This window comes from Kitasatospora sp. NPDC002965 (assembly GCF_040611255.1).
Classification (GTDB): domain Bacteria; phylum Actinomycetota; class Actinomycetes; order Streptomycetales; family Streptomycetaceae; genus Kitasatospora.
The window spans coordinates 64,306-89,386 of the sequence record NZ_JBEXNT010000021.1 but is presented as its reverse complement, the minus strand read 5'-3'; the positions used below and the strand labels follow the sequence as shown (position 1 = coordinate 89,386).

Here is a 25,081-nt window from a genome sequence, read left to right as displayed (position 1 = left end):
CCCGTACTCACCGAGTACGGGTCCCTCGACGTTCGTGCGCGGGTGCTACTGGGCGCCGGAGGAGGCGGAGAGCAGGTTCTCCAGCTCCTCCTCCCGCTCCTGGGCCGCGACGAAGAGCAGCTCGTCGCCGCCCTCCAGGGTGTCGTCCTTGCGCGGCACCAGGACCCGGCCCTCGCGGATGATCGTCACCAGTGCGGTGTCCGGCGGCCACGGCACGTCGCCGACGCGGGTGCCGACCAGCTCGGTGTCGGCGGCGAGGGTCAGCTCGACGAGGTTGGCGTTGCCCTGGCTGAAGCGCATCAGCCGGACCAGGTCGCCGACGCTCACGGCCTCCTCGACCAGGGCGGACATCAGGCGCGGGGTGGAGACGGCGACGTCCACGCCCCAGGACTCGTTGAAGAGCCATTCGTTCTTGGGGTTGTTCACCCGGGCGACCACCCGGGGCACCCCGTACTCGGTCTTCGCGAGCAGCGACACGACCAGGTTGACCTTGTCGTCACCGGTCGCGGCGATCACCACGTGGCAGCGCTGCAGGGCGGCCTCGTCCAGGGAGGTGATCTCGCAGGCGTCGGCCAGCAGCCACTCCGCCATGGGCACCCGCTCCACGGAGATGGAGTTCGGGTTCTTGTCGATCAGCAGGACCTCGTGGCCGTTCTCCAGCAGCTCGCCCGCGATCGAGCGGCCGACGGCACCGGCTCCGGCAATGGCGACTCGCATCAGTGACCCTCCTTCTCCGGGCCCTGCGCGAACGCGGCCTCGACCGCGGTCAGGTCGGCCCGGCGCAGCATCACGTGCACCAGGTCGCCTTCCTGCACCACCATGTGGGGCGCGGGCAGGATGCCCTCGCCGAGCCGGGTGACGAACGACACCCGGGTGCCGGAGGCCTCTTCGAGTTCGCTCATCCGGTGGCCGACCCAGTCCGGGGCGTAGGCGACCTCGGCGAGCTGGACGGCGCCGCTCGGGTCCTGCCAGAGCGGCTCGGCGCCGCTCGGCAGCAGCCGGCGCAGCATCTGGTCGGCCGTCCAGCGGACGGTGGCGACGGTCGGGATGCCCAGCCGCTGGTAGACCTCGGCGCGCCGCGGGTCGTAGATGCGGGCCGCGACGTTCTCCACGCCGAAGTTCTCCCGGGCGACCCGGGCCGCGATGATGTTGGAGTTGTCACCGCTGGAGACGGCGGCGAAGGCGCCCGCCTCCTCGATGCCGGCTTCCCGCAGGGTGTCCTGGTCGAAGCCGACGCCGGTGACCCGGCGACCGTTGAACCCGGCGCCCAGGCGGCGGAACGCCGTCGGGTCCTGGTCCACCACGGCCACCGAGTGGCCCTGTTTCTCCAACGCTCGGGCGAGCGCGGAGCCCACCCGGCCGCAGCCCATGATGACGATGTGCACCGGCGCTACCTCACCCGTCCCGTTTGGGCCTTGACCTGCGCAAACACCGCTGTTCTCCGTTTCCCCGCCCCGGTCTCCGGGGTGGGCGTCCTCGTGTGGCTCGGTACGACAACCTGAGTGTTGCCCGCCTGCTCGTATCCGACACGCTAGCCGGTCCACCGAACACAGTCGCGACGAAGGGGGGGATGTCCGTCTGACCCGACGGCCGACTACCCCTACGATTCCTTAACGTGCCTATGCCGACTGACCTACCGAAACGCATCCTGATCGGGCGTGCGCTGCGCAGCGACAAGCTCGGGGAGACGCTGCTCCCCAAGCGCATCGCGCTGCCCGTCTTCGCCTCGGACGCGCTCTCCTCGGTCGCGTACGCGCCCGAGGAGATCCTGCTGACCCTGTCCCTGGCGGGTGTCTCGGCCATCCACTTCTCGTGGCAGATCGGCGTCGTCGTCGCCATCGTGATGCTCGCCGTGGTGGCCTCGTACCGGCAGAACGTGCACGCGTACCCGAGCGGCGGCGGTGACTACGAGGTCGCCACCGTGAACCACGGCCCGAACTCGGGCCTGGTGGTCGCGAGCGCGCTGATGGTCGACTACATCCTGACGGTGGCGGTCTCCACCACCTCGGGTGTCGCCAACGTGGTCTCGGCGGTGCCCGCGCTGCGCGGCCACGAGCTGACCCTGTCCGTCGTCCTGGTGATCGTGCTGATGGGCATGAACCTGCGCGGGGTGCGGGAGTCCGGCTCGGCCTTCGCCGTCCCGACGTACGCCTTCATGGTGGGCGTCCTCGGCATGGTGGTGTACGGCGTGGTCCGGCACTTCGGCCTGGGGCAGGACATCCCCGCCGAGAGCGCCGGCTTCCAGCTGGAGGCGACCCCCGGGAACGAGTCGCTGGCCGGTTTCGCGATGGTGTTCCTGCTGCTCAAGGCGTTCTCCTCGGGCTGTGCCGCGCTCACCGGTGTCGAGGCGATCTCCAACGGCGTGCCGGCGTTCCGCAAGCCGAAGAGCAAGAACGCCGCGACCACCCTGCTGATGATGGCGAGCATCGCCGTGGTGATGTTCATGGGCATCATCTGGCTGGCCCGGCTCACCGGCGTCCAGATGGCCGAGGAGCCCGAGCACCAGCTGGGCGGCGCCCCCGCCGACTACCACCAGAAGACCGCGCTGGCCCAGATCAGCGAGGCCGTCTTCTCGAACTTCACGCCCGGCTTCTACTTCGTCGCGGCCGTCACCGGCCTGATCCTGGTGCTGGCCGCCAACACCGCGTTCAACGGCTTCCCGGTGCTCGGCTCGATCCTCGCCCAGGACCGGTACCTGCCGCGCCAGCTGCACACCCGCGGTGACCGGCTGGCCTTCTCCAACGGCATCATCCTGCTGGCGCTGGCCGCGATCCTGTTCATCATCGCCTTCGACGCGGACCCGACCCGGCTGATCCAGCTGTACATCGTCGGCGTCTTCGTCTCCTTCAACATGAGCCAGTCCGGCATGATCCGGCACTGGACCAGGCTGCTGCGCACCGATACCGACCCGGCCAAGCGGCGGCACATGCAGCGCAGCCGGGCGATCAACAGCTTCGGCCTGGTGATGACCATGGCGGTGCTGATCGTCGTGCTCGCGACCAAGATCAGCCACGCCTGGATCGCGATCGCCGCGATGGTCGTGCTGTTCGTGGTGATGAAGGCGATCCGCCGGCACTACGACCGGGTCTCCGCGGAGCTGGTCGCGGCCGAGGAGCCGGACGACGTGGTGCTGCCCACCCGGGTGCACGCCATCGTCCTGGTCTCCAAGCTGCACAAGCCGGCGCTGCGGGCCCTGGCCTACGCGCGGCTGGCCCGCGCGCACACGCTGGAGGCGGTGACCGTCAACGTCGACCCGGCGGACACCGCGGCGCTGCGCGCCGAGTGGGACGAGCGGGGCATCGAGGTGCCGCTCAAGGTGCTGGACTCGCCGTTCCGGGAGATCACCGGCCCGGTGCTGGACTACGTGAAGAACCTGCGCCGCAGCAGCCCGCGCGACGTGGTGTCGGTCTACATCCCCGAGTACGTGGTCGGCCACTGGTACGAGCACCTGCTGCACAACCAGAGCGCGCTGCGGCTCAAGGGGCGGCTGCTGTTCAAGCCGGGAGTGATGGTGACCTCGGTACCGTGGCAGTTGGAGTCGTCCGAACGGCGCAAGCCGCAGAAGGCCTGGTCGGCGCCGGGTGCCGTCCGTCGTGGTGAGCCCCGGGCGCCGAAGGCCGTAAAGTCGGAGGTCTCCGCAAAGCCCGAAGGCACGACCGCCGCCCCCGCTGACAGCAGCAAGGACTCCTCCCAGTGACCCGCAATACCCCGCCCCGTTCGTCCGGCTCGTCCGGTGGTTCCCGTTCCGGTGCCTCCGGCAAGGGCTCCCGCAAGGGTGGCGCCGGCAAGCCCGGCCAGGTCGCCCGGCCGCGCTGGGGCAAGCCGTTCCGGCCTGCGGCCACCGACCGCGAGGGCTTCACCGCGCAGACGGCGCCGCTCGCGCCGGAGGAGCGTGCCCCGGAGCGTCCGGAGCAGTCCGAGCGCCCGCAGCGTTCCGAGCGCTCCGAGCGTTCCGAGCGTTCCGAGCGTTCCGACCGGCAGCAGCGGTCCGACCGCCGGGAGGCGCGTGCGGATCAGCCGAAGGACGGTGCCCGCCCGCGCAAGCAGGCGGTGCGACCGCCGCGCGCGCTGCGGTCCACGACCCGCGCCCCGCGGGCCGAGGCTGCGCCCCGGGGCCCCGGCGGCGACCCGCTCGTCGGCGAGCGCTACGAGGTCGAGGTCGGCCCGGTGGCGCACGGCGGCGGGCACTGCGTGGCCCGGCACGAGGGCCGGGTGCTGTTCGTCCGGCACACGCTGCCGGGTGAGAGGGTGATCGTCCAGGTCACCGACGGGACCACCAAGTCCCGGTTCCTGCGCGCCGACGCGGTCGAGGTGCTGGAGCCCGCCAAGGAGCGCATCGCCCCGCCGTGCCCCTTCTCCGGGCCCGGCAAGTGCGGCGGCTGCGACTGGCAGCACGTGTCGCCCGGCGGGCAGCGCAAGCTCAAGGTGCAGGTGCTCACCGAGCAGCTGGCCAAGCTCGCCGGCCTGACCCCGGTCGAGGCCGGCTGGGACGGCAGCGTCGAACCGGTCGGCGGGAAGCTGCCGCCCGGTGAGGTGCCCGCCTGGCGGACCCGGGTGCAGTACGCCGTGGACCCGGCCACCGGCAAGGTCGGGCTGCGCAAGCACCGCTCGCACGACATCCAGCCGGTCGACCGCTGCCTGATCGCCGCCGCGGGCGTCACCGAGCTGGGCATCGAGGCCCGGGACTGGCCGGGCATCGTCTCGGTCGAGGCGATCGCCGCGTCCGGCTCCTCCGACCGCCAGGTGGTCCTCACCCCGGCGCCGGGCGCCCAGCTGCCGCTGGTCGAGCTGGACCAGCCGGTCTCGATCACCCGGATCGACGAGCAGGGCGACCCCCACCGCGTGCACGGCCGCAACTTCGTCCGCGAGCGCGCGGCCGGGCGGACCTGGCGGGTCAGCGACGGCGGCTTCTGGCAGATCCACCCGGAGGCCCCGGAGACCCTGGTCGACGCGGTGCTGGACGGCCTGGACCCGCAGTGGGGCGAGAACGCGCTCGACCTGTACTGCGGCGTGGGCCTGTTCGCGGGCGCGCTGGCCGACCGGGTCGGCGAGGAGGGCGCGGTGCTCGGCATCGAGTCCTCCAAGCAGGCGGTGGCCGACGCCAGGCACAACCTGGCGGCGCTGGAGAACGTCCGGATCGAGTGCGACCGGGTGGAGAAGCTCCTGCCGCGCACCGGCATCACCGCCACCGACCTGATCGTCCTCGACCCGCCGCGCGCGGGTGCCGGGCGGGAGACCGTCGCGCACCTGGCCGGGCTCGGCGCCCGCCGGATCGCGTACGTGGCCTGCGACCCGGCGGCGCTCGCCCGGGACCTGGCGTTCTTCCGGGAGGGCGGCTACCGGCCGGTCTCGCTGCGGGCCTTCGACCTGTTCCCGATGACGCACCACTTCGAGTGCGTGGCGATCCTGGAGCCGGTCGGCGGCGAGTAGCGGTCCGCCGGTGCCGGGCGGGGACGGACAGCCGCCCCGCGGGGCCGGTCGGACGGAGCGGATGTGACGGAGGCGGTACCCGGGTTCCCGGGTACCGCCTCCGTCGTCGGTCGGGGAGCCCGTGCTGTCGGGCGCGCGGGCGGGGTCAGCGCAGGTTCTGCTCCTCTTCGTCGACACCGTGCGGGAGCGTGATGCCGTGCTGGGCGGCGAGCCGGATCAGCCCGGCGATCCGGCCTTCGTACGCCTGGACGCCGTCGGCGTCCCCTTCGGCGCGGGCGGCCGCGAGTTCCTTGCGGGCCTGGGTGAGCTGCTCGCGCAGCTCCTGGTCGAACATGGCTGTCATTGCCGGCCTCCACACCGGTCGGTGCCGCTCCAGGGAATGCTCAGGGCACTTCAGGTTCTCCGAAGGTGAAGAACTCTTCAAGTCTCACTCTCCGTGGGCGCCCGCGCGTCGCCACCCGCGTGCGGGGTGCGTGCGCGCGCCCTTGTTGTGCTAGCACTTCAGCGCTAGCTTGGGATTCATGGGTAAGAAACAGCTGAACGTCCGGGTGGACGCCACCACCGCGGAGATGGCCCGGGAACGGGCGGAGCAGCAGGGGATCAGCATGAACCAGTACATCGAACGCCTCGTCCAGCAGGACATGGGCGAGGCCGGGCGGGTGTTCGTCGACGCGGCCGCGCAGTTCATGAAGGAGTACGAGACGGCCTTCCTGGCCGAGTTCGGCGGGGCCGACCTCCAGGACGTGCGTCGTTGAACCTGGAGGTCGACCTCTCGTGGCTGCTCATGACCGCCGAGCAGTACACACCCGGTGACCCGCAGGTCACCGACTACGGATCGCTGCTCGCGGCGGTCTCCCGGCACCAGGCCGAGATCTTCGACATCGCCGTCTACCCCGAGCCGCAGGACCGGGCGGCCGCCCTGATGCACCAACTGATCCGGGTGCCGTCCCTGGAGAAGACCAACGAACTGTTCGCCACCGCCGTCGCCTACGCCTACCTGGTGGCCAGCGGCTGCACGGTGGCGACCACCGCCCGCGAGGTGCGCAGCCTCGCCCGGGCCATCCGCGAGGGGCGGCTGGGCGTCTCCGGGGTGGCGGACCGGCTGGCCGCGTGGGTGGTGGACGAGGCCGAGGGCGAGGGCGTCAGCGGTGAGGAGGACGAGGACTCGGACTGAGGATCACGCGGGGGAGGGCCCGGTCGTGCCGGCGGCGGCTTCGGCGGCTTCGGCGGCTCGGGTGGCTTCGGCGGCGGGTGCGCCGGGCCCGGCGGGTTCGGCGATCAGCGCGGTGGCGAAGGTGCGGAAGCCCGCCCGGCGGTAGATCCGGGCGACGTCCTCGTCGGCGGCGGACAGGAACACCGTCCGCACCCCGTTGGCCCGCGCGTGCGCGACCAGCGCCGCGGTGACCGCGAGACCGAGGCCGCGCCGGCGCGCCGTCGGAAGGGTTCCGACGCCGGCCACCTCGGTGACCGGGCCCACCGGGTTGTGCTGGCCCGCGCAGAGCGCCGCCCCGTCCTGCACGGCGGCGGCGACCACGGTGCGCCCCGAGGAGATCCGCCCGGCGGTCCGCTCCACCGTGCCGTTGGACGCCAACTCCATGGCCAGCGCGGTCAGTTCCTCCGGCCCGGCGTTCCCCACGCCGGTACCCGGCTCGCCGAACGCCAGATGCGGGACGGCCACCGCAGCCGCCAGCGCCGGGTCGCCAACAGCCAGCACCCGGACGGTCACGCCGTCGGCCGGTCCGCCGTCCGGACTCGGCTCGTCCTCCGGGCCGAGGACCAGCAGCGGGTGCTCGTGCACCACCAGCCCCGCCTCCTCGACCGCCGCGCGCAGCAGCGGATCGTGCTCGGCCACCCACTCGAAGGCCTCCGGCAGCCCCAGCTCGCGCTGGCGGTCGAGCACCCGGCGGACGTCCCCGGCGGTGGCGGCCGGGCCGTCGTGGCCCAGCGCGGGACGGGCGTAGTACGGCCAGCCCTCGCCCTCGCGGACGAAGAGGCTGAGCGGTCCGAAGTCCTCGACGCGGGCGGCGGCGCGCGGGACCGCGTCGTAGTAGCGCTCGATCTCGTCGAGGAGGGCGCCGGGGGCGTGGGCGTCGTGGGTGGCGGGGTCATGATCGGCAGAAGTCACGCCGTGCATCCAAGCAGGACCGCCGGGTTCCCGCCACGGTATTTGCCGGGGCGGCGAAGCTCCCGCCGGCAGCCGGTGCGCATGCGGACGGGCCGGTGGCGGCAAGGTCCGGGGGCAGCCGGGTGCGGCCCTGCCCGGGCATTTCGGCGCGATTGTTGCCGAACGCTTACAGGCCGGGCGATCTTGCGTACGGGCCGCGTGGCATCCTGGGGCCTTTACAGCTCTGCCGGACGGGAACGGCGGACGTCCGCGCTGGGTGAAGCGAGGGGGATGGACAGGCTCATGAAGCTCTGCTTTCTGGTGGAGGAGCACTACCGGTACGACGGCATGCCGCTCGACGTCGTGCGCCAACTCACCGCGTGGGGGCACCGGGTGGACGTGCTGCGCCCCGGTGACTCGTTGATGGCCGTCTCCGAGGCGGTCCGGGCCGGCAGCCACGACGCCTGGGTGCTCAAGACCGTCTCCGGCGGCCCCGGCCTCACCCTGCTGGAGGCGGCCGCCGCCGTCGGCCTCACGACCGTCAACGACGCCCGCTCCATCCGCGGTGTCCGGGACAAGGCGCTCGCCTCGGTGATCGCCCGCACCCGGGGGCTGCCCGTCCCCGTCACCTACGCCGCCGCCCGCTGGGAGCGGCTCGCCGAGATCCCGGCCGCCGAGTACCCGCTGGTCGTCAAGCCGGCCGACGGCAGCTCCGGGCGGGCGGTGCGGCTCGTCCGGGACCCCGGACACCTCGTCGAACTCGGTCCCCTGCTGGCCGGCGAGGGCCTGCTGATCGCGCAGCCCTACGTTCCCAACTCCGGTACGGACCTCAAGGTCTACTGCGTCGACGGCGAGCTGTACGCCACCGAGCGGCGCTCCCCGCTCAACCCCGACCAGGGGGTGCGGGAGCGGCAGGTGCCGCTCGCCCCCGAGGTCGCGCGGATCGCGGGGCAGGTCGGGGAGGTGTTCGGGCTCGACCTCTACGGCGTCGACGTGCTGCTCGGGCCGGACGGGCCGGTGGTCGTCGACATCAATGACTTCCCCAGCTTCCGGCAGGTGCCCGACGCGGTCGCGCGGGTCGCGCGGGCGGTGCTGCGGCTCGCCCGGACCGGCACGGCGGTCACCGCCCCGGCCGCGCTGGGGGCGGCGGGCCTGGGCGTGCCCGGCCTCGCGGCGGCGGATCTGGCGGCCATGCGCCTGGGCGTGTCGGGCGTGGGGGCGCCCGGCCCGGGCGGCGGGCCGCCGGCGGCCGAGCCCGGGGTGCCGGTCGGGAACGGGCCGGAACCGGTCCGGCTGCCCGCGCAGGGCGGCGGGGCCGTGGGGGCGGGCGTCGGCGCCGGGGGAGCCGGCGGCGCGATATGAGGATCGGCCTGCTCGCCTCGAACCCGGACCACCCCGTGCTCGCCGCCACCGCGGCGCTGCTGACCGCCCGGGGCCACCTGGTCGAGGACCTCGACCCGACCACCGGCCCCGGCGAGCCGTCCGAGCGGATCGGCCCCGGCGCACTCGCCGACGTCTACCTGCTCAAGGCCCACACGCCGCGGGCCCTGGCGCTCGCCCGGCACCTGGAGGGGCGCGGCGCACCCGTCGTCAACTCGGCTGCGGCCACCGAGCTCTGCCAGGACCGCACCGCCATGGCCGACCTCGCGGTCCGGGCCGGGCTGCCCTTCGCCGCCACCCGCACCGTCGCCGAGCTGGCCGATCTGGTGGCGCAGCCCGACCACCCGGCCCCCGGCTTCCCGTTCGTCGTCAAGAGTCGTCACAGCCGCCGCCACGACCTCGTGGCCCGGGTGGACGACGCGGCCCGGCTGCGCGCCCTCGCCGGGGAGTGGCCCGGCGAATCCGTCGTCGTCCAGCCCTATCTGGCGAGCACCGGGTGGGACCAGAAGCTCTGGGTCGTCGCCGGGCAGGTGTTCTGTGCCCGCCGGCGCTCCGAGCTCACCGACCCGGGCGTCAGTGAACTCCACCACCCCGGAGGGGCGTTCGGCCCTGCGGAGCTGCCCGCCGACCGCGCCCGGCTCGCGCTCCGGGTCGGCGAGGTCTTCGGCCTCGACGTGTACGGCGTCGACCTGCTGGACGGACCCGCCGAACCGGTCGTGGTCGACGTCAACGCCTTCCCCGGCATCCGGGGCCAGGCCGGCGCCCCCGAGGCGCTGGCCGCGCTCGCGCTGCGGGTCGGCGGCGCGGGCCCGCGGTCCGTCCCGGCGCAGCGACCGGCCGGAACCGGGCCGGGGGCCGTCGACCCGCGGGCGTCCGACACCCGGGCGTCCGACACCCGGGCCGGGTCCGGTACCGACTCCCGGCCGGACTCCCGTGGCGGCCTTCGTGCCGGCCCGTGGGCGGACGGCTCGCCGCCGGTGGGCGGCCGGACGGCCGGTCCGGCGGATGCGGGCCCGGGCGGCGCCGGTCGTTAGGCTGGCCCTCCGGCCGGACCACGCGACCGGATGGCGAGAGAAGACGGACCGTTGCTGCAGGACATCGAGCCCTACCTGGCCTGCCCGCACTGCGCGCAGGCGCTCACCCTCGACGGGCGCACCCTGCGCTGCCCCGGCGGGCACAGCCACGACCTCGCCAAGCAGGGCTACGTCAGCCTGCTCGCCGGTGACGCCCACACCGGTACCGGCGACACCGCCGGGATGGTCGCCGCCCGCAGCGGCTTCCTCGCCGCCGGCCACTACCGGCCGATCGCCGACGCCCTCGCCGAGTCGGCGGTCGCGGCGGATCCCGAAGGGCTCGTCGCCGACCTCGGGGCAGGCACCGGCCACTACCTCGCCCACGTCCTCGACGCCCTCCCCGGACGGCCCGGTGCGGCCCTCGACATCTCCAAGTACGCGCTGCGCCGCGCCGCGCGGGCCCACCCCCGGATCGGCGCCGTGGTCTGTGACGCCTGGCGGCCGCTGCCGCTCCTGGACGCCTCCGCCGGGCTCGTGCTCAACGTCTTCGCGCCGCGCAACGGCCCCGAGATCCGCCGGGTGCTGCGCCCCGGCGGCACCCTGCTGCTGGTCTCACCCACCCCGCGCCACCTGCGGGAGCTCGTCACCGCCCTCGGTCTCCTCTCGGTCGACGAGGACAAGCAGCGGCGGATCGACGAGAAGCTCGGTCCCCACCTGACGCCCGCCGGGCGGCGGGAGGTCGAGTTCACGCTGCGGCTCTCGGCCGAGGACGTGCGAACCGTGGTGGGCATGGGTCCGAGCGCCTGGCACACCGACCCGGAGATGCTGGCGGCACGGCTCGCGGAGCTGCCCGACCCCGTCGAGGTGACCGCTTCCGTCACCGTCGCCGCCTACCGGCGCTGAGGCCCCGGTCGGGGCCCGTGCGGCTGTCCGGGTGCCGGCGGACGGTGCCCGTGCGGCTGTCCGTGCGGCGGCGGACGGTGCCCGGGTGGCGGATCCGCCGGAGCCGCGGGTGCCCGGGTCCCGCGGTTCGACCCCGATGGGATGAATCTGCCGGGCAGGCACGTTTCTGCCGCTCGACCGGAGGCTAACGTCCGACGGGTGAACCGCGACGCCACCCGGACCGCCGTGCCGGCCCACCCACAGCAGCGCACCTCGGAACCCGGCCCACCGGCCGCCCGGCGCCCGACCGTCGAGGAGGTCCGGCTCACCTCGTTCAAGTCCTACCGGCGCGCGGTGCTGCCCCTCGCGCCCCTCACCGTGCTGCACGGGCCCGCCGGGGTCGGCAAGTCCAACGCGCTCGACGCCCTCGCCGTGCTCTCCCGGCTCGCCCTCGGGGAGGAGATCGCCGACTCCCTCGACGGGGTCCCCGGCGCCGCCGGCCCCCTGGCCACCCCCGTCCGTGGTGGTCTGGACGGCTGCGTCCCGCACGGCCGCAACGCCGTCATCCTCGGCTGCACCGTCCGGTCCGCCGACGGGCCCGTCGGCCTGGAGATCGTCGTCCGCACCGACGGGCCCGTCCGGATCGCCCGGGAACAGCTCACCCTGGACGGCCGGACCCTCGTCGAGACCGGCGAACAGGACCTCCGCAACCGGCGGATCAACGTCAGCTGGCACAACGACACCCGGCAGGGCGACATCCGCGCGCCCTTCCCGAGCGGCACCCTGATCACCGCGCAGATCCCGCTGCGCGTCGCCGGCTCCTCGCCCGGCGAGCGGAAGGTGCTGGCCGCCGCCGAACAGCTCCTCACCGCGCTCCGTGAGGTCTTCCCCGTCCACCCCGTGCCCGCCCTGATGCGCGGCTGGGCCCGCCCCGACCCGCGCGCCCGGCTGCTCGGCAACGCCGCCAACATCTCCGCCGTCATCGCCCGGCTCAGCAACGAATGCGGGCGCCGCTACGGGCAGTTGCTGCGCGTGGTGCAGGACGCCGCGCCGCACCCGCTGCTCGGCCTCGACCTCGCGCACCGCGGCAGCGGCGCCGACCGGCGGGTGCTCGCCGTCTTCGACGAAGGCGTCCTCGGCCGCACCGGCGCCGACCAGGCCTCCGACGGCATGCTCCGCCACCTCGCCTTCTCGGCCGTGCTGCTCACCGGCGCCGGGGTGCTCGACCTCGACGTGGCCGCCGAGGTGCCGTGGGCGCACCGGCAGCTCACCGTGCTCGCCGAGGACCTCGGCGCCGGGCTCGGCACCGACCAGACCGCCTCGCTGCTGCGGCTCGCCCGCGACATGTCCGGACGCAACCAGCTGCGCGTGCTCACCACCCTCCAGGAGCCGGCCGCCGCCCGCGAGGCGCTCGGCGGGCCCGGCGACCTGCCGCCCGGGGCCGCGCTGGTGGAGTGCCGACGGGACCCCGACTCCGGACACACCGTGCTGCGTGCCGAGACGGCCCGGGTGCCGGCGCAGGCGGCGCGGTGCGCCGGGTCGGCCCACGCGACGGCCTTCCCGGGGGCGGCCGTGTCGGCGGCCGTTTCCCCGGGGACCGGCCGGTCCGGGGTGGCCGCCGGGGAGGTGGCGGACGCCGGTGCGGTAGACCTGGACGGGTGAACGAACGAGAGACGGAGTCCGCGGCCCCGACCCTGGAGGGGCTGCGGCAGCGATTGACGGAGTTCGCCGCGGCACGCCGCTGGGAGCCCTTCCACACGCCCAAGAACCTGGCGTCGGCGCTGACCGTGGAGGCCGGCGAGCTGCTGGAGATCTTCCAGTGGCTCACGCCCGAGCAGGCGTCAGCGGTGATGGCCGACCCGGACCGCGCGCACCGGGTGCGGGACGAGGTGGCGGACGTGTTCGCCTACCTGCTCCAGTTCTGCACCGCCGTCGGGGTCGATCCGCTGACGGCGCTGGCGGCCAAGATCGAGCGGAACGAGCTGCGCTTCCCGGTGCCCGGAGCCCCCTCCGAAGGCGGTGACGTCAATTCCGAGAGCGGATCATCGCCCGTGTGAGGGACAAAAGTTGTCCACAGCCCCCGGGTTGTCCACAGCTCTCCGGCCGTCCGGTGCGGACCCTCCTTCTCGGGCCGCACGCTGTCGCCGTGACCGTGCGGCAGGGCGCCGCACGGGCGAGGGAAGGGTGGTCGGACATGGAGGCGCTGCGACTGATCAAGACGGCCCGGCACGCCCTGGCGGAGACCAGGAACGTGCCGGACGTGCTCGCCGAGGCGCGACAGGCGGCGCTGCTCACCGAGGCGGTGGGTGCCCGGCTGGCCGAGTCGGACGAAGGTGAACTCGCCGGGCTGGGGCAACAGTTGGTCGAGTCGGCGGCCCACGCGGCGGGCTGTCTGGACCAGTCGGGAGGTGACGCGTCGGCGGTGACGGCGTTCGGCGTCGGCGGCAGGGCGGGGCGGCTCACCGACCTCGGTGACCTCGGACCGGCCCTCGGCGAACTCGGCGGGTTGCTGCGGGACGTCGGCGAGACGCTGGTGGTGCTGGCCTGCGGGGCCGACACCGAGAGCCTCTACTGGACGTGCATCGACGGGGTCGACGCCGGGGCGGAGTGCACCGATCTCGTCGGCCGACTGCTGCAGGCCGTCGGGAGGGTGACGGAGGAGGACGGCCCGCCCGGCGAGGACGGAAGCACGCAGGAGAACCACACGCAGGAGAACCGCGTGGGGGCGGACCGTACCGAGGAGGCTCGGGCCGAGGAGGTGTGTCCGCAGGAGAAGGACGGACCGGTGCTGCTCGCACCGGCGGCCGGGCGGAGGGGGCCGTTACTGGTGGTCCGGCTCGACCCGCCGGGCGCGGCGGCGAAGGCGGCGAAGGTGGCGGTGCCGAGGGGCGGGGCGGCCGGGCTGCCCGGTCAGCGGGTGGCGGTCGGATCGCCGGCCTCGTCGGTACGAGGGCCGGCGGCCCGGTTGTCGCCGGTGCCGGTCGGGCCGGCACCGCCCGCGGCGGGGGTACGGATGCCCGAGGACTGCAGTTCGGCGAGGTCCGCGGTGACCGAGGCGAGTAGTTCCTGCATCTGCTCCAGCAGGCTCCTCGGGGAGGCGGGCGCGGCCGACCCGTCGTCGGCGGAGTGCTGCGGGGCGGCGGACGCCTCGGACCGGAAGTCGGGCATGAGGGGACCTCTTCGGATCGGTGGTGCGGCGTGAAGCCGTCGGCGGCGGCCTGACGCGCCCCGCCGCTGCAACCAACGAACTCCCCGAACCGGAGTCACCGACGACCACCCGATGCGGTCCGACCGGCGCAGGCCGTCAGCCTCCCGGGTGACCTCGGCTTGCCGCCGCGCGGCCTCCTCGGTCAGACGCGGGCCGCCGCACGTGATCGCTCGCCGCCGGGGACGGGAAGAGCCCCGGCGTCGCAGCGGCGGCGCCGGGGCCCTCGGACACCCTCCCCGCCGTGCCGCCCGCGTTCACGAGGCGGACGGCACGGCGGGAAAGGGGGAAGAGACCACACCCTCGAAGGAGACAGGTGTCAGTTGTGGGCGTGCAGGTCGGCGTTGAGGCCGCCCCACGAGCCGGAGCGGGCGATCACCTCGACCGCACCGGACTGGGAGTTGCGGCGGAAGAGGAGGTTGTCCTGGCCGGACAGCTCGACGGCCTTGGCCACGGTGCCGTCCGGGGTGGTCACCCGGGTGCCGGCGGTGACGTAGAGGCCGGCCTCGACGACGCAGTCGTTGCCGAGGGAGATGCCGATGCCCGCGTTGGCACCGAGCAGGCAGCGCTCGCCGACCGAGACGACCTGCTTGCCACCGCCCGACAGGGTGCCCATGATCGAGGAGCCGCCGCCGATGTCGCTGTGGTCGCCGACCACGACACCGGCGCTGATCCGGCCCTCGACCATGGAGGTGCCCAGCGTGCCGGCGTTGAAGTTGACGAAGCCCTCGTGCATCACGGTGGTGCCGACGGCCAGGTGCGCACCGAGCCGGACGCGGTCCGCGTGGGCGATGCGCACACCGGACGGGGCGACGAAGTCGGTCATCCGCGGGAACTTGTCGATCCCGTAGACGGCGAGCTGCCCGCCCTGGGCGCGCACGGCCAGCCGGGCCTGCTCGACCTTCTCCACCGGCACCGCGCCGATGCTGGTCCACGCCACGTTGGCGAGCAGACCGAAGATGCCGTCGAGGTTCTGGCCGTGGGGCTTCACCAGGCGGTGGCTGAGCAGGTGCAGACGCAGGTAGGCGTCGTGCGCGTCGATCGGCTTCTCGTCCAGCGAGGCGATGGTGGTGCGCACGGCGACCACGTCGACGCCGCGGCGGGCGTCGGCCCGCAGCGCCTCGGCGGCGCCGGCGCCCAGCTCGGCCTCGGCCTGTTCGGTGGTCAGGAGGACGGTCCCGGCGGGGCCGGGGTCGGCAGCCAGCACGGGGGCCGGGTACCAGGTGTCGAGGATGGTGCCGTCGGCGGCGATGGTGGCCAGACCGGCGGCAACGGCGCCGCTCACGGGGGTGGTGGATTCTGCAGTCACATCGTGCACGTTAACGAATGCGGGCCCCCGGTGCCGAACACGCTCACCGTCCGGACAGGGCCGGGGAGCCGCCGCATCCGGACGAAAACCGGCTGTCCGAGGGCTCGGAGCTGGGCGATACTCGGACAGGTGTTCATGTCGATTTCAGCCACCGGCACCGCCGGGAGCCCGGCCACCGACCTGGCGCGCCTGTTGAACCGGCCGCCGGACGCGGTCCAGCGGGCCGCGACCGCGTACGGCGAGGCGCACGTCTTCTTCCCGGAGGCCGGCGACGAACGCTGCACGGCCGTCCTGCTGGTGGAGGCGGATCCGGCACCGTCCCGCAAGGGGCGGGGCGGCGGGCCTTCCGGCGCGTCGGACCTCGCGCGCGTCCGGGCCGGCGACGATCGCCCCTACGTCGTGTCGTCACGGTTCGCGGCGGCGCTGCGCACCGTCTTCCGGGCGGTGATCACGGCCGCCGACCCGGCCGATCGCGCTCTCCCGCTGCGCATCGAGCTGCCCGCCGTCCGCGTCGACGGTGAGCGCGGCCTCGGGAGCGGTGCGGGCGAGGGCGGCCGTGTGGCGCTGGTGCGGCGACTGTTCGAGCCGCTGGGCTGGCGGGTCGAGGCGGCGGCGATCCCGCTGGACGAGGAGTTCCCCGCGTGGGGGGAGTCGCCGTACGTCCGGCTCGCACTGGAAGCGGCGTCGGCCCGACCGGCCGACGCGCTCCGACAACTGGCCGTACTGCTGCCGGCGCTGGAGGGCGTCACGGACCAGTGGGTCGCGCCGGAGGGGGTCGGCAATCTGTTCTCCGCCGACGCGGACTGGCTGGCCCGGCACCCCGAACGTGAACTGATCGCCCGTCGCCTGGACCACCACGGGCCGCCCGGGGCCGACGGCGCCGGGTACGGCGACGGTGAACCGGACAGCCCGGCCGAGGGTGCTGACGGCGACGGCCGCACGGCCGCCGTCGAGGCGGGCCGGGCGGCGGTCCTGGCCGCGCTGCGCGAGGTCGGTGCCGCCCGGGTGGTGCACCTCGGCTGCGGCCGGGGCGAGTTGATCGACGCACTGCTGACGGACGCCCGGTTCACCGAACTGCTGGGGGTGGACGTCTCGCTGCGTGCGCTGTCCACCGCCGCACACCGCCTCGGGCTGGAGCGCACGACGGAGCCGGCGCCGGAGTGGGCGGCCACCCGGCGGACGGTCCGGGTCGGGTTGGTGCAGGGCGCGCTGATGTACGCGGACGCCAGGCTGAGGGGTTTCGACGCGGCGGTGCTCGACGCCGACGTGGTCGGGCGGGCGGACCCGGACCGGCGTCCGGCCCTGGAGCACGCGGTGTTCGGGACGGTGCGCCCGGCGGCGGTCGTCGTCACGTCGCAGGCCGGTGATCCCGGTTTCGGCACCTGGGCGGAACGGGTGGCGGCCGAGCACGGCTACACCGTCACCATGGCCGCCCCGGCCGGGCCGGCCCTCTTCAGACGCGGTACCCCCACCCTCGGAGGAGGCGAGTCCCGATGACCGGCGACGAAACGAACCCCGGCGCCCCCGCTCCCGGGACCCTTGGGCCGAGCAGCCTCCCGGCGGCGGCGACAGTGGCGGCAGAGGCCGCGGTCGACGCCGACGCCGAGGCGCCGGCGGCCGTGACGGTGACGGTGACCGAGGGCTCCCTCGTCGTGCTGGTCGGCACCAGCGGCGCGGGCAAGTCCACGTTCGCCCGACGCCACTTCCGCCCGACCGAGGTGGTCTCCTCCGACACCTGCCGCGCGTTGGTGGCCGACGACGAGAACGACCAGTCCGCCTCCGCCGACGCCTTCGACGTCCTGTACTACATCGTCGGCAAGCGCCTCGCCGCCGGCCGGCTGACCGTGGTGGACGCCACCAACGTCCAGGCCGCGGCCCGGAAACGGCTGATCGCGATCGCCCACGAGCACGACGCGAGGCCGGCGGCGATCGTGCTGGACGTGCCGCCGGGCGTCTGCGCCGAGCGCACCCGTCTCCGGCAGGACCGCGACCTGCCCGCGTCCGTGATCCCGCGCCAGCACCGCGAGCTGCGCGCGTCCCTGGCCGGTCTGCAGAAGGAGGGCTTCCGCCGGGTGCACGTGCTGCACGGCGCGGACGAGGTGGCCGCCGCCGAGGTGGTACGGGAGAAGCGGCGCGTCGACCTGCGCCATCTGACCGGCCCGTTCGACCTGGTCGGCGACGTCCACGGCTGCCGCGCCGAGCTGGAGTCGTTGCTGCCCCGCCTCGGCTACCGGATCGTCCGGGACGAGGCGGGCCGCCCGGTCGACGCCGTCCCACCGGCCGGCCGGACGGCGGTCTTCGTCGGCGACCTGGTCGACCGCGGCCCGGACACGCCGGGCGTGCTGCGCCTGGTGATGGGCATGGTGGCGGCCGGTCACGCGCTCTGCGTGTCGGGCAACCACGAGCAGAAGCTCGCCCGGGCGCTGGACGGCGAGCGGGTGACCCTCTCCTACGGCCTGCGCGAGTCCCTCGAACAGCTGGAGTCCGAGCCGGAGGGCTTCCGGTCCGAGGCCCGGGAGTTCATCCGCGGCCTGGCCGACCACTACCTGCTGGACGGCGGCGACCTGGTGGTCTGCCACGCGGGCCTGCCGGAGCGCTACCACGGCCGCTCGTCCGGCCGGGTCCGCTCGCACGCGCTGTACGGGGAGACCACCGGCGAGACCGACGAGTACGGCCTGCCGGTGCGCCACCCCTGGGCGGAGGAGTACCGGGGGCGGGCGCTGGTGGTCTACGGGCACACGCCGCTTCCGGTGGCGAGCTTCCTGCACAACACCGTCTGCCTGGACACCGGCTGCGTCTTCGGCGGTGAGCTGACCGCGCTGCGCTACCCGGAGCGCGAGCTGGTCACCGTCGAGGCGGAGCGGCAGTGGTACGCGCCGGTCCGCCCGCTGCTCAGCGACGCGCCGGGCGGGCGCGAGGGCCGTCCGCTGGACCTGGCCGACGTGGCGGGCCGCCGGGTGGTGGAGACGGCGCTGCACGGCCCGGTCGCCGTCCGGGCGGAGAGCGCGGCGGCGGCACTGGAGACGATGAGCCGCTCGGCGGTCGACCCGCGGCTGCTGGTCCACCTGCCGCCGGCGGTGCCGCCGGGCCCCGCCGCGCACCGGCCCGGGTACCGGGAGCACCCGGACGAGGTCTTCGCCGCGTACCGCGCGGACGGGGTCCGGCACGTCCTGTGCGAGGAGTGGCATCCGGGCTCGCGCGCGGTGGTGCTGGTGTCCCGGGACGACGCGGCGCTGGCCCGGCGCTTCGGCCCGGCGGGCCCGGGGGCGGTCTGGTCACGGACGGGCGGGGCGCTGCTGGGCGAGGAGGAGTGTGCCGCCCTGCTGCTCCGGTTGCGGGCGGCGGCCGAGCGTGCCGGGCTCTTCGAGGAGCTGGACACCGGCTGGCTGCTGCTGGACGCGACCCTGGCGGCGTGGCCGGTGACGGCCGACGGGCCCTCGCCGCACCGCGGGTACGCGGCGCTCGGCGCGGTGGCGGGCGCCGCGCTCCCGTCGGTTCTCGCCGCGCTGGAGCGGGCTGCCGACCGCGGGTTGGAGGTCGCGGCGCAGGCGGGCCGCCAGCGGCGCCGTGCGGCGGACGTCCGGGCGTTCACCGACGCGTACCGCCGGTTCGCGCGTCCCGGGGAGGGGCAGTCGGGTGTCCGGCTGGCGCCGTTCCAGGTGCTGGCCGGGGAGGGGGCGAACCTGGCGCTCCGCCCGCGGGAGGAGCAGCTGGCCCGCATCGACCGGCTGGTCGCGGCGGACCGTGCCGCTGGCCCCGTGGCCGGCGGTGCGGCCGGGCCCGGAGCACCGGTCGACCGGATGGGCGGTCCCGTCCTGTACCCGACCGCCCGGCTGGCGGTGGACACCGGGGACGAGGCGTCGACGGCCGCGGCCGTGGCGTGGTGGGAGGAGCTGACCGGGGCTGGCGGTGCGCCGGGCATGGTGGTCAAGCCACCCGCGTCGCCGGTGCGGGGCGCGGCGGGGGAGGGCCGTCCGGGCGGGCTGGTGCAGCCGGCGGTGAAGGTCCGCGGCCGGGAGTACCTGCGGCTGGTCCACGGTCCGGAGAGCCCGGACCACCTGGACCACCCGGACCACCCGGAGCAGCGGGGGCAGCGGGGGCACCGGGAGCGTCCGCGCGGCGGCGCGCTCGGGCTGAAGCGCTCGCTGGCGCTGCGCGAGTACGCGCTCGGTCTGGAGGCACTGGACCGGCTGGCCGGCGGTGAGCCGCTCTGGCGGGTGCACGAGCCGGTCTTCGCCGTTCTGGCGTTGGAGGCCGAGCCGGTGGACCCCCGGCTGTAGGCGTCGACCGGTTCCGGTGGACCAGCCGCAGGCTCTTGCATAGAAATTCCGAGCATCGTATAGACTTGCTGCTTTCCGCCCGACCCGTCACCCCAGGAGCCTGGCATGGCGTTCAACCTCCGGAACCGGCACTTCCTCAAGGAGCTCGATTTCACGCCCCAGGAGTTCCGCTTCCTGGTGGACCTCGCCGCTCAGCTCAAGGCGGCGAAGTACGCGGGTACCGAGCAGCCCAGGCTGCGGGGCCGGAACATCGCGCTGATCTTCGAGAAGACCTCCACCCGGACTCGTTGCGCCTTCGAGGTCGCCGCCCACGACCAGGGCGCCACCACCACGTACCTGGACCCGGCCGGGTCCCAGATCGGCCACAAGGAGTCGATCAAGGACACCGCCCGGGTGCTCGGCCGGATGTTCGACGGCATCGAGTACCGCGGGCACGGCCAGGAGATCGTCGAGGAGCTCGCCGCCCACGCCGGGGTGCCGGTCTGGAACGGCCTGACCAACGAGTGGCACCCCACCCAGCTGCTCGCCGACGTGCTGACCATCACCGAGCACACCGCCAAGCCGCTCACCGGGGTGACGCTCGCCTACCTCGGTGACGCCCGCTCCAACATGGGCAACTCGCTGCTGGTCACCGGCGCGCTGCTCGGCATGGACGTCCGGATCGTCGCGCCGCGCTCGCTCTGGCCGGCCGAGGACGTGCAGAAGGCCGCCCGGACGCTCGCCGAGGGCGCCGGCGCCCGGATCACCCTCACCGAGGACGTGGCCGAGGGCGTGGCCGGCGCCGACTTCCTCTACACCGACGTCTGGGTCTCGATGGGGGAGCCCAAGGAGGTCTGGGCCGAGCGCGTCGCGCTGCTCAAGCCGTACCAGGTGTCGATGGGCACCGTGCGGGCCACGGGCAATCCGGCGGTGAAGTTCCTGCACTGCCTGCCCGCCTTCCACGACCTCGGCACGGTGGTCGGCCGGCAGCTGTTCGAGGAGACGGGGATGGCGGAGTTGGAGTGCACCGACGAGCTGTTCGAGTCGGAGCACTCCGTCGTCTTCGACCAGGCGGAGAACCGCCTGCACACGATCAAGGCCGTCCTGGTCGCGACCCTCGGGTCCTGACGGCGGACGGGCCCGGCCGGTGAGCGGCTAGAGCTCCTCCAGCTTCACGCAGGCGACCCGGTCGTTGGCGCCGTGCTGACCGCGCTGAGCGTGCGCACCGGCCGAACCGTGCGCATCGGCCGAACCGTGCGCACCGGCCGCATCCTGCGCGCCGTGCCGGCCGCGCGCGCCGGTCGGGTCGGTCGGGCCGCCCGCGTGCAGGACCAGCGAGCGGGCCTCCCCGGCCCGGGGCTGCCAGGCCACCACCGTCGCGGCGGTGCCGTCGCCGTGCCCGTCGGTGCGCAGGGCGAGCCGCAGCTCGTTGCGGTCGTTGGCGTAGGCGGGGTCGGTCGACGGGCGGACCGGGTCCACCGCGTCCTGGTAGTGCGGGCCGGACGCGGCCGGGTCGGCCCCGCACGGACCGGTGTGCAGGTGGACCGGGAACTCGCGGTCGGCGGCGACCCCGGTCACGCTCATGGTCAGTACCGTCCGGCCGGGCGCCGAGCGGTCGACCACCACCCGTACGTGCGAGCCGTAGGGAACGAGGTCCGGCGCGTGGCTGATCGCGGTCGGCGGGACGAAGGCGGTGGCGGGGTCGAAGACGGCGTCGGTGGTCGAGACCGGCACGGCGGCGGGTGCCAGCAGGGCGAGCGGGAGCAGGGCGGCGGCGAGCGGAGCGGACATCGGCGGACCTTCTCGGGCTGGGCGCGCTCCCGGAGGGCGCACGCAAGAGCGGACACCCTGCTCAACGCCGCCCGCCGCTCCCCGGACACGCCCCGCCGACCCCGGACACGCGCCCCGGACACGGCCCCGGGCTCCGGTGCCGGCCCCGCCGACCCCGGGCCCCCGGCCGGCCCTGCTACCCGGCGCCCCCGCCCGGCCGGCCGATGCCGCGGATCTCGCACCGCGGCCCGCTGGCCCGCATCAGCCGCAGGTCCGCCGTGACCAGCGGCACCCCGTACTGCTCGGCCACCGCCACGTACGCGGCGTCGTCCGGCGTGAGGTTGTCCTTGAGTTCCCAGATCCGCCCGAGCAGCGGCCCGACCGGCACCTTGCGGATCGCGAGGCCGGGCAGTTCGGTGGCGAGCTCGCCCACCCGCTCGGCGGTGAGCTCGCGGGCCAGGTACAGGCCGCGCAGCGACTGCATCACCTCGATGACGAGGTGCTCGGGCGCCGCCCACTCGTCGTCCGCGGCCAGTTCGGCCCGGGCGGCCGCCCCGCGTTCACCCTCGTCGGCCAGCGCGAGCACCAGCGCGGACGCGTCCACCACGATCATCAGTCGGCCCCCGGCCTGCTCCGGTGTGTCACTCTCCGGTCACCGTACCGGGGGGTGTCGCTCCTCCGGCGAGCGGGCCGTCCGAACCGGGGGCAGCCTGGGGTGGTGCCGGTTCGGCGCCCGCGTGGTACTGAGGAGGTGCCGACGTGGCGGAGCCGACGCCATGCACTATGGTTTATCTCGACATCGAGATAACTGCCCTCTACGATATATCTCGACATCAAGATACTTGCCGAGAGGCGCTCACCGGCGGTGCGGGCAAGGTCAGCCTAAGTAAGGCTGACCTTACCACCGTGGCGGCCGGAATACCGCACGAAGCACCTAGAAGGAGTCAGTCGTGTCCGCGAACAGCTTCGACGCCCGCAGCTCGCTGCAGGTGGGCGACGAGTCGTACGAGATCTTCAAGCTCTCCGCCGTCGAGGGTTCCGAGCGGCTGCCGTACAGCCTCAAGGTGCTGCTGGAGAACCTGCTCCGCACCGAGGACGGCGCCAACATCACCGCCGACCACATCCGCGCCCTCGGCACCTGGGACGCCGACGCCCAGCCGAGCCAGGAGATCCAGTTCACGCCGGCCCGCGTGATCATGCAGGACTTCACCGGCGTGCCGTGCGTGGTCGACCTCGCCACCATGCGTGAGGCCGTCAAGGAGCTGGGCGGCGACCCGGCCAAGATCAACCCGCTGGCCCCGGCCGAGCTGGTCATCGACCACTCCGTCATCGCCGACAAGTTCGGTACGCCGGACGCCTTCGTCCAGAACGTCGAGATCGAGTACGGCCGCAACAGGGAGCGCTACCAGTTCCTGCGCTGGGGCCAGACCGCGTTCGACGAGTTCAAGGTCGTCCCGCCCGGCACCGGCATCGTCCACCAGGTGAACATCGAGCACCTGGCCCGCACCGTCATGGTCCGCAACGGCCAGGCCTACCCGGACACCTGTGTCGGCACCGACTCGCACACCACCATGGTCAACGGCCTGGGCGTGCTGGGCTGGGGCGTCGGCGGCATCGAGGCCGAGGCCGCGATGCTGGGCCAGCCGGTCTCCATGCTGATCCCGCGCGTGGTCGGCTTCAAGCTCAACGGCCAGCTGCCGGCCGGCACCACCGCCACCGACCTGGTGCTCACCATCACCGAGATGCTGCGCAAGCACGGTGTGGTCGGCAAGTTCGTGGAGTTCTACGGCGAGGGCGTCACCGCGATCCCGCTGGCCAACCGCGCCACCATCGGCAACATGTCGCCGGAGTTCGGTTCGACCTGCGCGATCTTCCCGATCGACGCCGAGACCATCAGCTACCTGAAGCTCACCGGCCGTGACGAGCAGCAGCTCGCCCTGGTCGAGGCGTACGCCAAGGAGCAGGGCCTCTGGCACGACCCGTCGGTCGAGCCGGTCTACTCCGAGTACCTGGAGCTGGACGTCTCCACCGTCGTCCCGTCGATCTCCGGCCCGAAGCGCCCGCAGGACCGCGTGATCCTGGCCGAGGCCGCCGAGAGGTTCGCCGAGGCGCTGCCGACCTACTCGGCCGAGGCCTCGAAGCCGACCACCGTCACCGCCCCCGACGGCTCGTCCTACGAGATCGACAACGGCGCGGTCGTGATCGCCTCGATCACCTCCTGCACCAACACCTCCAACCCCTCCGTCATGCTGGGCGCCGCCCTGCTGGCGAAGAAGGCCGTGGAGAAGGGCCTGCGCGTCCAGCCCTGGGTCAAGACCACCCTGGCGCCCGGCTCCAAGGTCGTCATGGACTACTACGAGAAGGCCGGCCTCCTCCCGTACATGGAGAAGCTGGGCTTCAACCTGGTCGGCTACGGCTGCGTCACCTGCATCGGCAACTCGGGCCCGCTGCCCGAGGAGGTCTCGGCCGCGGTGAACGAGGCCGACCTCGCGGTCGTCTCGGTGCTCTCCGGCAACCGCAACTTCGAGGGCCGGATCAACCCGGACGTCAAGATGAACTACCTGGCCTCCCCGCCGCTGGTGGTCGCCTACGCCCTCGCCGGCAACATGAACATCGACATCACCCGTGACGCCCTGGGTCAGGACGCCGACGGCAACGACGTGTTCCTCGCCGACATCTGGCCGTCGGAGAAGGAGGTCGCCGACACCGTCGCCGGCTCCATCGACGAGGCCATGTTCGACAAGGGCTACCAGGACGTCTTCGCCGGCGACCACCGCTGGCAGTCGCTCCCGGTCCCGACCGGCAACACCTTCGAGTGGGACGCCGAGTCCACCTACGTCCGCAAGCCCCCGTACTTCGAGGGCATGGCCAAGACCCCGAGCCCGGTGAACGACATCTCCGGCGCCCGCGTCCTGGCCAAGCTGGGCGACTCGGTCACCACCGACCACATCTCCCCGGCCGGCAACATCAAGCCGGGCACCCCGGCCGCGCAGTACCTCACCGAGCACGGTGTGGAGAAGCGCGACTTCAACTCGTACGGCTCGCGTCGCGGCAACCACGAGGTGATGATCCGCGGCACCTTCGCCAACATCCGCCTGCGCAACCAGATCGCGCCGGGCACCGAGGGCGGCTACACCCGCGACTTCACCCAGGCCGACGCGCCGGTGTCGTTCATCTACGACGCCTCGCAGAACTACCAGAACGCCGGCACCCCGCTGGTCGTCCTGGCCGGCAAGGAGTACGGCTCCGGCTCGTCCCGCGACTGGGCCGCCAAGGGCACCGCGCTGCTCGGCGTGAAGGCCGTCATCGCCGAGTCCTACGAGCGCATCCACCGCTCGAACCTGATCGGCATGGGCGTCCTCCCGCTGCAGTACCCCGAGGGCCAGAACGCCGACTCCCTCGGTCTGACCGGCGAGGAGACCTTCTCCTTCACCGGTGTGACCGAGCTCAACGAGGGCCGCACCCCGAAGACCGTCAAGGTCGTCGCGGTCGGCACGGACGGCGCCACCAAGGAGTTCGACGCGGTCGTCCGCATCGACACCCCCGGTGAGGCGGACTACTACCGCAACGGCGGCATCCTGCAGTACGTGCTGCGCTCGCTGATCGGCTGATCCTCCGACAGCTGCCGAGAGGCCGGACCGCGTTCCCGCGGTCCGGCCTCTTTTGCATGCTGCCCCGTCCGGGCACGTCCTCTTGTGCGCCGTGGCGCGATGGACTAAATCTCTATGC

The 25,081-nt window shown here is 73.8% G+C and carries 21 protein-coding genes; 14 read left to right on the top strand and 7 right to left on the bottom strand.

Annotated elements, in window-relative coordinates; genetic code table 11:
* Positions 1 to 45: 45 nt before the first annotated feature.
* Positions 46 to 717, bottom strand: coding sequence for a TrkA family potassium uptake protein (locus ABZY91_RS12125; RefSeq protein WP_329879916.1), 672 nt, complete (start codon positions 715 to 717; stop codon positions 46 to 48).
* Positions 717 to 1,385: a TrkA family potassium uptake protein gene (locus tag ABZY91_RS12120; RefSeq protein ID WP_329879918.1), complete on the bottom strand. Its 669-nt coding sequence runs from the start codon at positions 1,383 to 1,385 to the stop codon at positions 717 to 719. Before ABZY91_RS12120 ends, ABZY91_RS12125 begins: the two co-directional genes overlap by 1 nt.
* A gap of 230 nt (positions 1,386 to 1,615) precedes the next feature.
* Here ABZY91_RS12120 and ABZY91_RS12115 point away from each other — a divergent pair, with 230 nt between their 5' ends.
* Positions 1,616 to 3,697, top strand: a complete 2,082-nt coding sequence (locus ABZY91_RS12115; protein ID WP_355401779.1) for an APC family permease — start codon at positions 1,616 to 1,618, stop codon at positions 3,695 to 3,697.
* A gap of 371 nt (positions 3,698 to 4,068) precedes the next feature.
* Entirely contained in the window at positions 4,069 to 5,430 is a 1,362-nt protein-coding gene (locus tag ABZY91_RS12110; protein WP_329951647.1) for a class I SAM-dependent RNA methyltransferase, read from the top strand.
* A gap of 145 nt (positions 5,431 to 5,575) precedes the next feature.
* On the opposite strand, the gene ABZY91_RS12105 is transcribed toward ABZY91_RS12110, so the two are convergent.
* Positions 5,576 to 5,773, bottom strand: coding sequence for a hypothetical protein (locus ABZY91_RS12105; protein ID WP_329879921.1), 198 nt, complete (start codon positions 5,771 to 5,773; stop codon positions 5,576 to 5,578).
* Positions 5,774 to 5,951: 178 nt separating this feature from the next.
* Between ABZY91_RS12105 and ABZY91_RS12100 the strand changes: the two genes are divergently transcribed.
* Complete coding sequence (locus ABZY91_RS12100; protein ID WP_329879922.1) at positions 5,952 to 6,185, top strand: toxin-antitoxin system HicB family antitoxin; 234 nt, start codon at positions 5,952 to 5,954, stop codon at positions 6,183 to 6,185.
* Complete coding sequence (locus tag ABZY91_RS12095) at positions 6,182 to 6,604, top strand: fic family toxin-antitoxin system, toxin component (RefSeq protein ID WP_329879923.1); 423 nt, start codon at positions 6,182 to 6,184, stop codon at positions 6,602 to 6,604. The genes ABZY91_RS12100 and ABZY91_RS12095 overlap by 4 nt, the downstream gene beginning before the upstream one ends.
* A 3-nt stretch (positions 6,605 to 6,607) precedes the next feature.
* Here ABZY91_RS12095 and ABZY91_RS12090 read toward each other — a convergent pair whose 3' ends face one another.
* Positions 6,608 to 7,555 carry a GNAT family N-acetyltransferase gene (locus tag ABZY91_RS12090; protein ID WP_355401776.1) on the bottom strand — a complete coding sequence of 316 codons (948 nt, stop codon included), beginning with the start codon at positions 7,553 to 7,555 and terminating at the stop codon, positions 6,608 to 6,610.
* Between the two features lie 282 nt (positions 7,556 to 7,837).
* Here ABZY91_RS12090 and ABZY91_RS12085 point away from each other — a divergent pair, with 282 nt between their 5' ends.
* The 6 genes from ABZY91_RS12085 to ABZY91_RS12060 all read left to right on the top strand — a co-directional run bounded on the left by ABZY91_RS12085 (position 7,838) and on the right by ABZY91_RS12060 (position 14,011).
* The gene (locus ABZY91_RS12085) at positions 7,838 to 8,896 is read left to right on the top strand and encodes a hypothetical protein (protein ID WP_355401774.1); all 1,059 of its coding nucleotides are present in this window, start codon (positions 7,838 to 7,840) and stop codon (positions 8,894 to 8,896) included.
* Positions 8,893 to 9,948, top strand: coding sequence for an alpha-L-glutamate ligase (locus ABZY91_RS12080; protein WP_355401772.1), 1,056 nt, complete (start codon positions 8,893 to 8,895; stop codon positions 9,946 to 9,948). The genes ABZY91_RS12085 and ABZY91_RS12080 overlap by 4 nt, the downstream gene beginning before the upstream one ends.
* A gap of 51 nt (positions 9,949 to 9,999) precedes the next feature.
* Positions 10,000 to 10,830, top strand: coding sequence for a putative RNA methyltransferase (locus ABZY91_RS12075; protein WP_355401784.1), 831 nt, complete (start codon positions 10,000 to 10,002; stop codon positions 10,828 to 10,830).
* A gap of 198 nt (positions 10,831 to 11,028) precedes the next feature.
* On the top strand, positions 11,029 to 12,471 hold the full coding sequence (locus ABZY91_RS12070) for an ATP-binding protein (RefSeq protein WP_355401770.1): 1,443 nt from the start codon (positions 11,029 to 11,031) through the stop codon (positions 12,469 to 12,471).
* Positions 12,472 to 12,503: 32 nt separating this feature from the next.
* Positions 12,504 to 12,866 carry a nucleotide pyrophosphohydrolase gene (locus ABZY91_RS12065; RefSeq protein ID WP_355401782.1) on the top strand — a complete coding sequence of 121 codons (363 nt, stop codon included), beginning with the start codon at positions 12,504 to 12,506 and terminating at the stop codon, positions 12,864 to 12,866.
* An 89-nt stretch (positions 12,867 to 12,955) separates the two neighbouring features.
* Positions 12,956 to 14,011, top strand: coding sequence for a DUF6099 family protein (locus ABZY91_RS12060; RefSeq protein WP_355401768.1), 1,056 nt, complete (start codon positions 12,956 to 12,958; stop codon positions 14,009 to 14,011).
* Between the two features lie 322 nt (positions 14,012 to 14,333).
* On the opposite strand, the gene dapD is transcribed toward ABZY91_RS12060, so the two are convergent.
* Positions 14,334 to 15,332 carry a 2,3,4,5-tetrahydropyridine-2,6-dicarboxylate N-succinyltransferase gene (dapD, locus tag ABZY91_RS12055; protein WP_329951456.1) on the bottom strand — a complete coding sequence of 333 codons (999 nt, stop codon included), beginning with the start codon at positions 15,330 to 15,332 and terminating at the stop codon, positions 14,334 to 14,336.
* A gap of 126 nt (positions 15,333 to 15,458) precedes the next feature.
* Between dapD and ABZY91_RS12050 the strand changes: the two genes are divergently transcribed.
* From ABZY91_RS12050 to argF, 3 genes are all read left to right on the top strand, one after another.
* Positions 15,459 to 16,820, top strand: coding sequence for a 3' terminal RNA ribose 2'-O-methyltransferase Hen1 (locus ABZY91_RS12050; RefSeq protein ID WP_355401766.1), 1,362 nt, complete (start codon positions 15,459 to 15,461; stop codon positions 16,818 to 16,820).
* The gene (locus ABZY91_RS12045) at positions 16,817 to 19,603 is read left to right on the top strand and encodes a polynucleotide kinase-phosphatase (protein ID WP_355401764.1); all 2,787 of its coding nucleotides are present in this window, start codon (positions 16,817 to 16,819) and stop codon (positions 19,601 to 19,603) included. The genes ABZY91_RS12050 and ABZY91_RS12045 overlap by 4 nt, the downstream gene beginning before the upstream one ends.
* Before the next feature lie 105 nt (positions 19,604 to 19,708).
* Complete coding sequence (gene argF / locus ABZY91_RS12040; protein ID WP_355401762.1) at positions 19,709 to 20,710, top strand: ornithine carbamoyltransferase; 1,002 nt, start codon at positions 19,709 to 19,711, stop codon at positions 20,708 to 20,710.
* A 27-nt stretch (positions 20,711 to 20,737) separates the two neighbouring features.
* Here the strand turns inward: argF and ABZY91_RS12035 are convergent, their stop codons facing one another.
* Together ABZY91_RS12035 and ABZY91_RS12030 are read right to left on the bottom strand one after the other, a co-directional pair.
* Positions 20,738 to 21,373 (bottom strand): superoxide dismutase family protein, encoded by a 636-nt coding sequence (locus tag ABZY91_RS12035; RefSeq protein WP_355401760.1) that lies wholly within the window; start codon positions 21,371 to 21,373, stop codon positions 20,738 to 20,740.
* A gap of 175 nt (positions 21,374 to 21,548) precedes the next feature.
* Entirely contained in the window at positions 21,549 to 21,965 is a 417-nt protein-coding gene (locus ABZY91_RS12030; RefSeq protein ID WP_355401758.1) for a type II toxin-antitoxin system VapC family toxin, read from the bottom strand.
* A gap of 337 nt (positions 21,966 to 22,302) precedes the next feature.
* Here ABZY91_RS12030 and acnA point away from each other — a divergent pair, with 337 nt between their 5' ends.
* The gene (acnA, locus tag ABZY91_RS12025; protein ID WP_355401756.1) at positions 22,303 to 24,963 is read left to right on the top strand and encodes an aconitate hydratase AcnA; all 2,661 of its coding nucleotides are present in this window, start codon (positions 22,303 to 22,305) and stop codon (positions 24,961 to 24,963) included.
* The last annotated feature ends 118 nt before the right edge of the window (positions 24,964 to 25,081 follow it).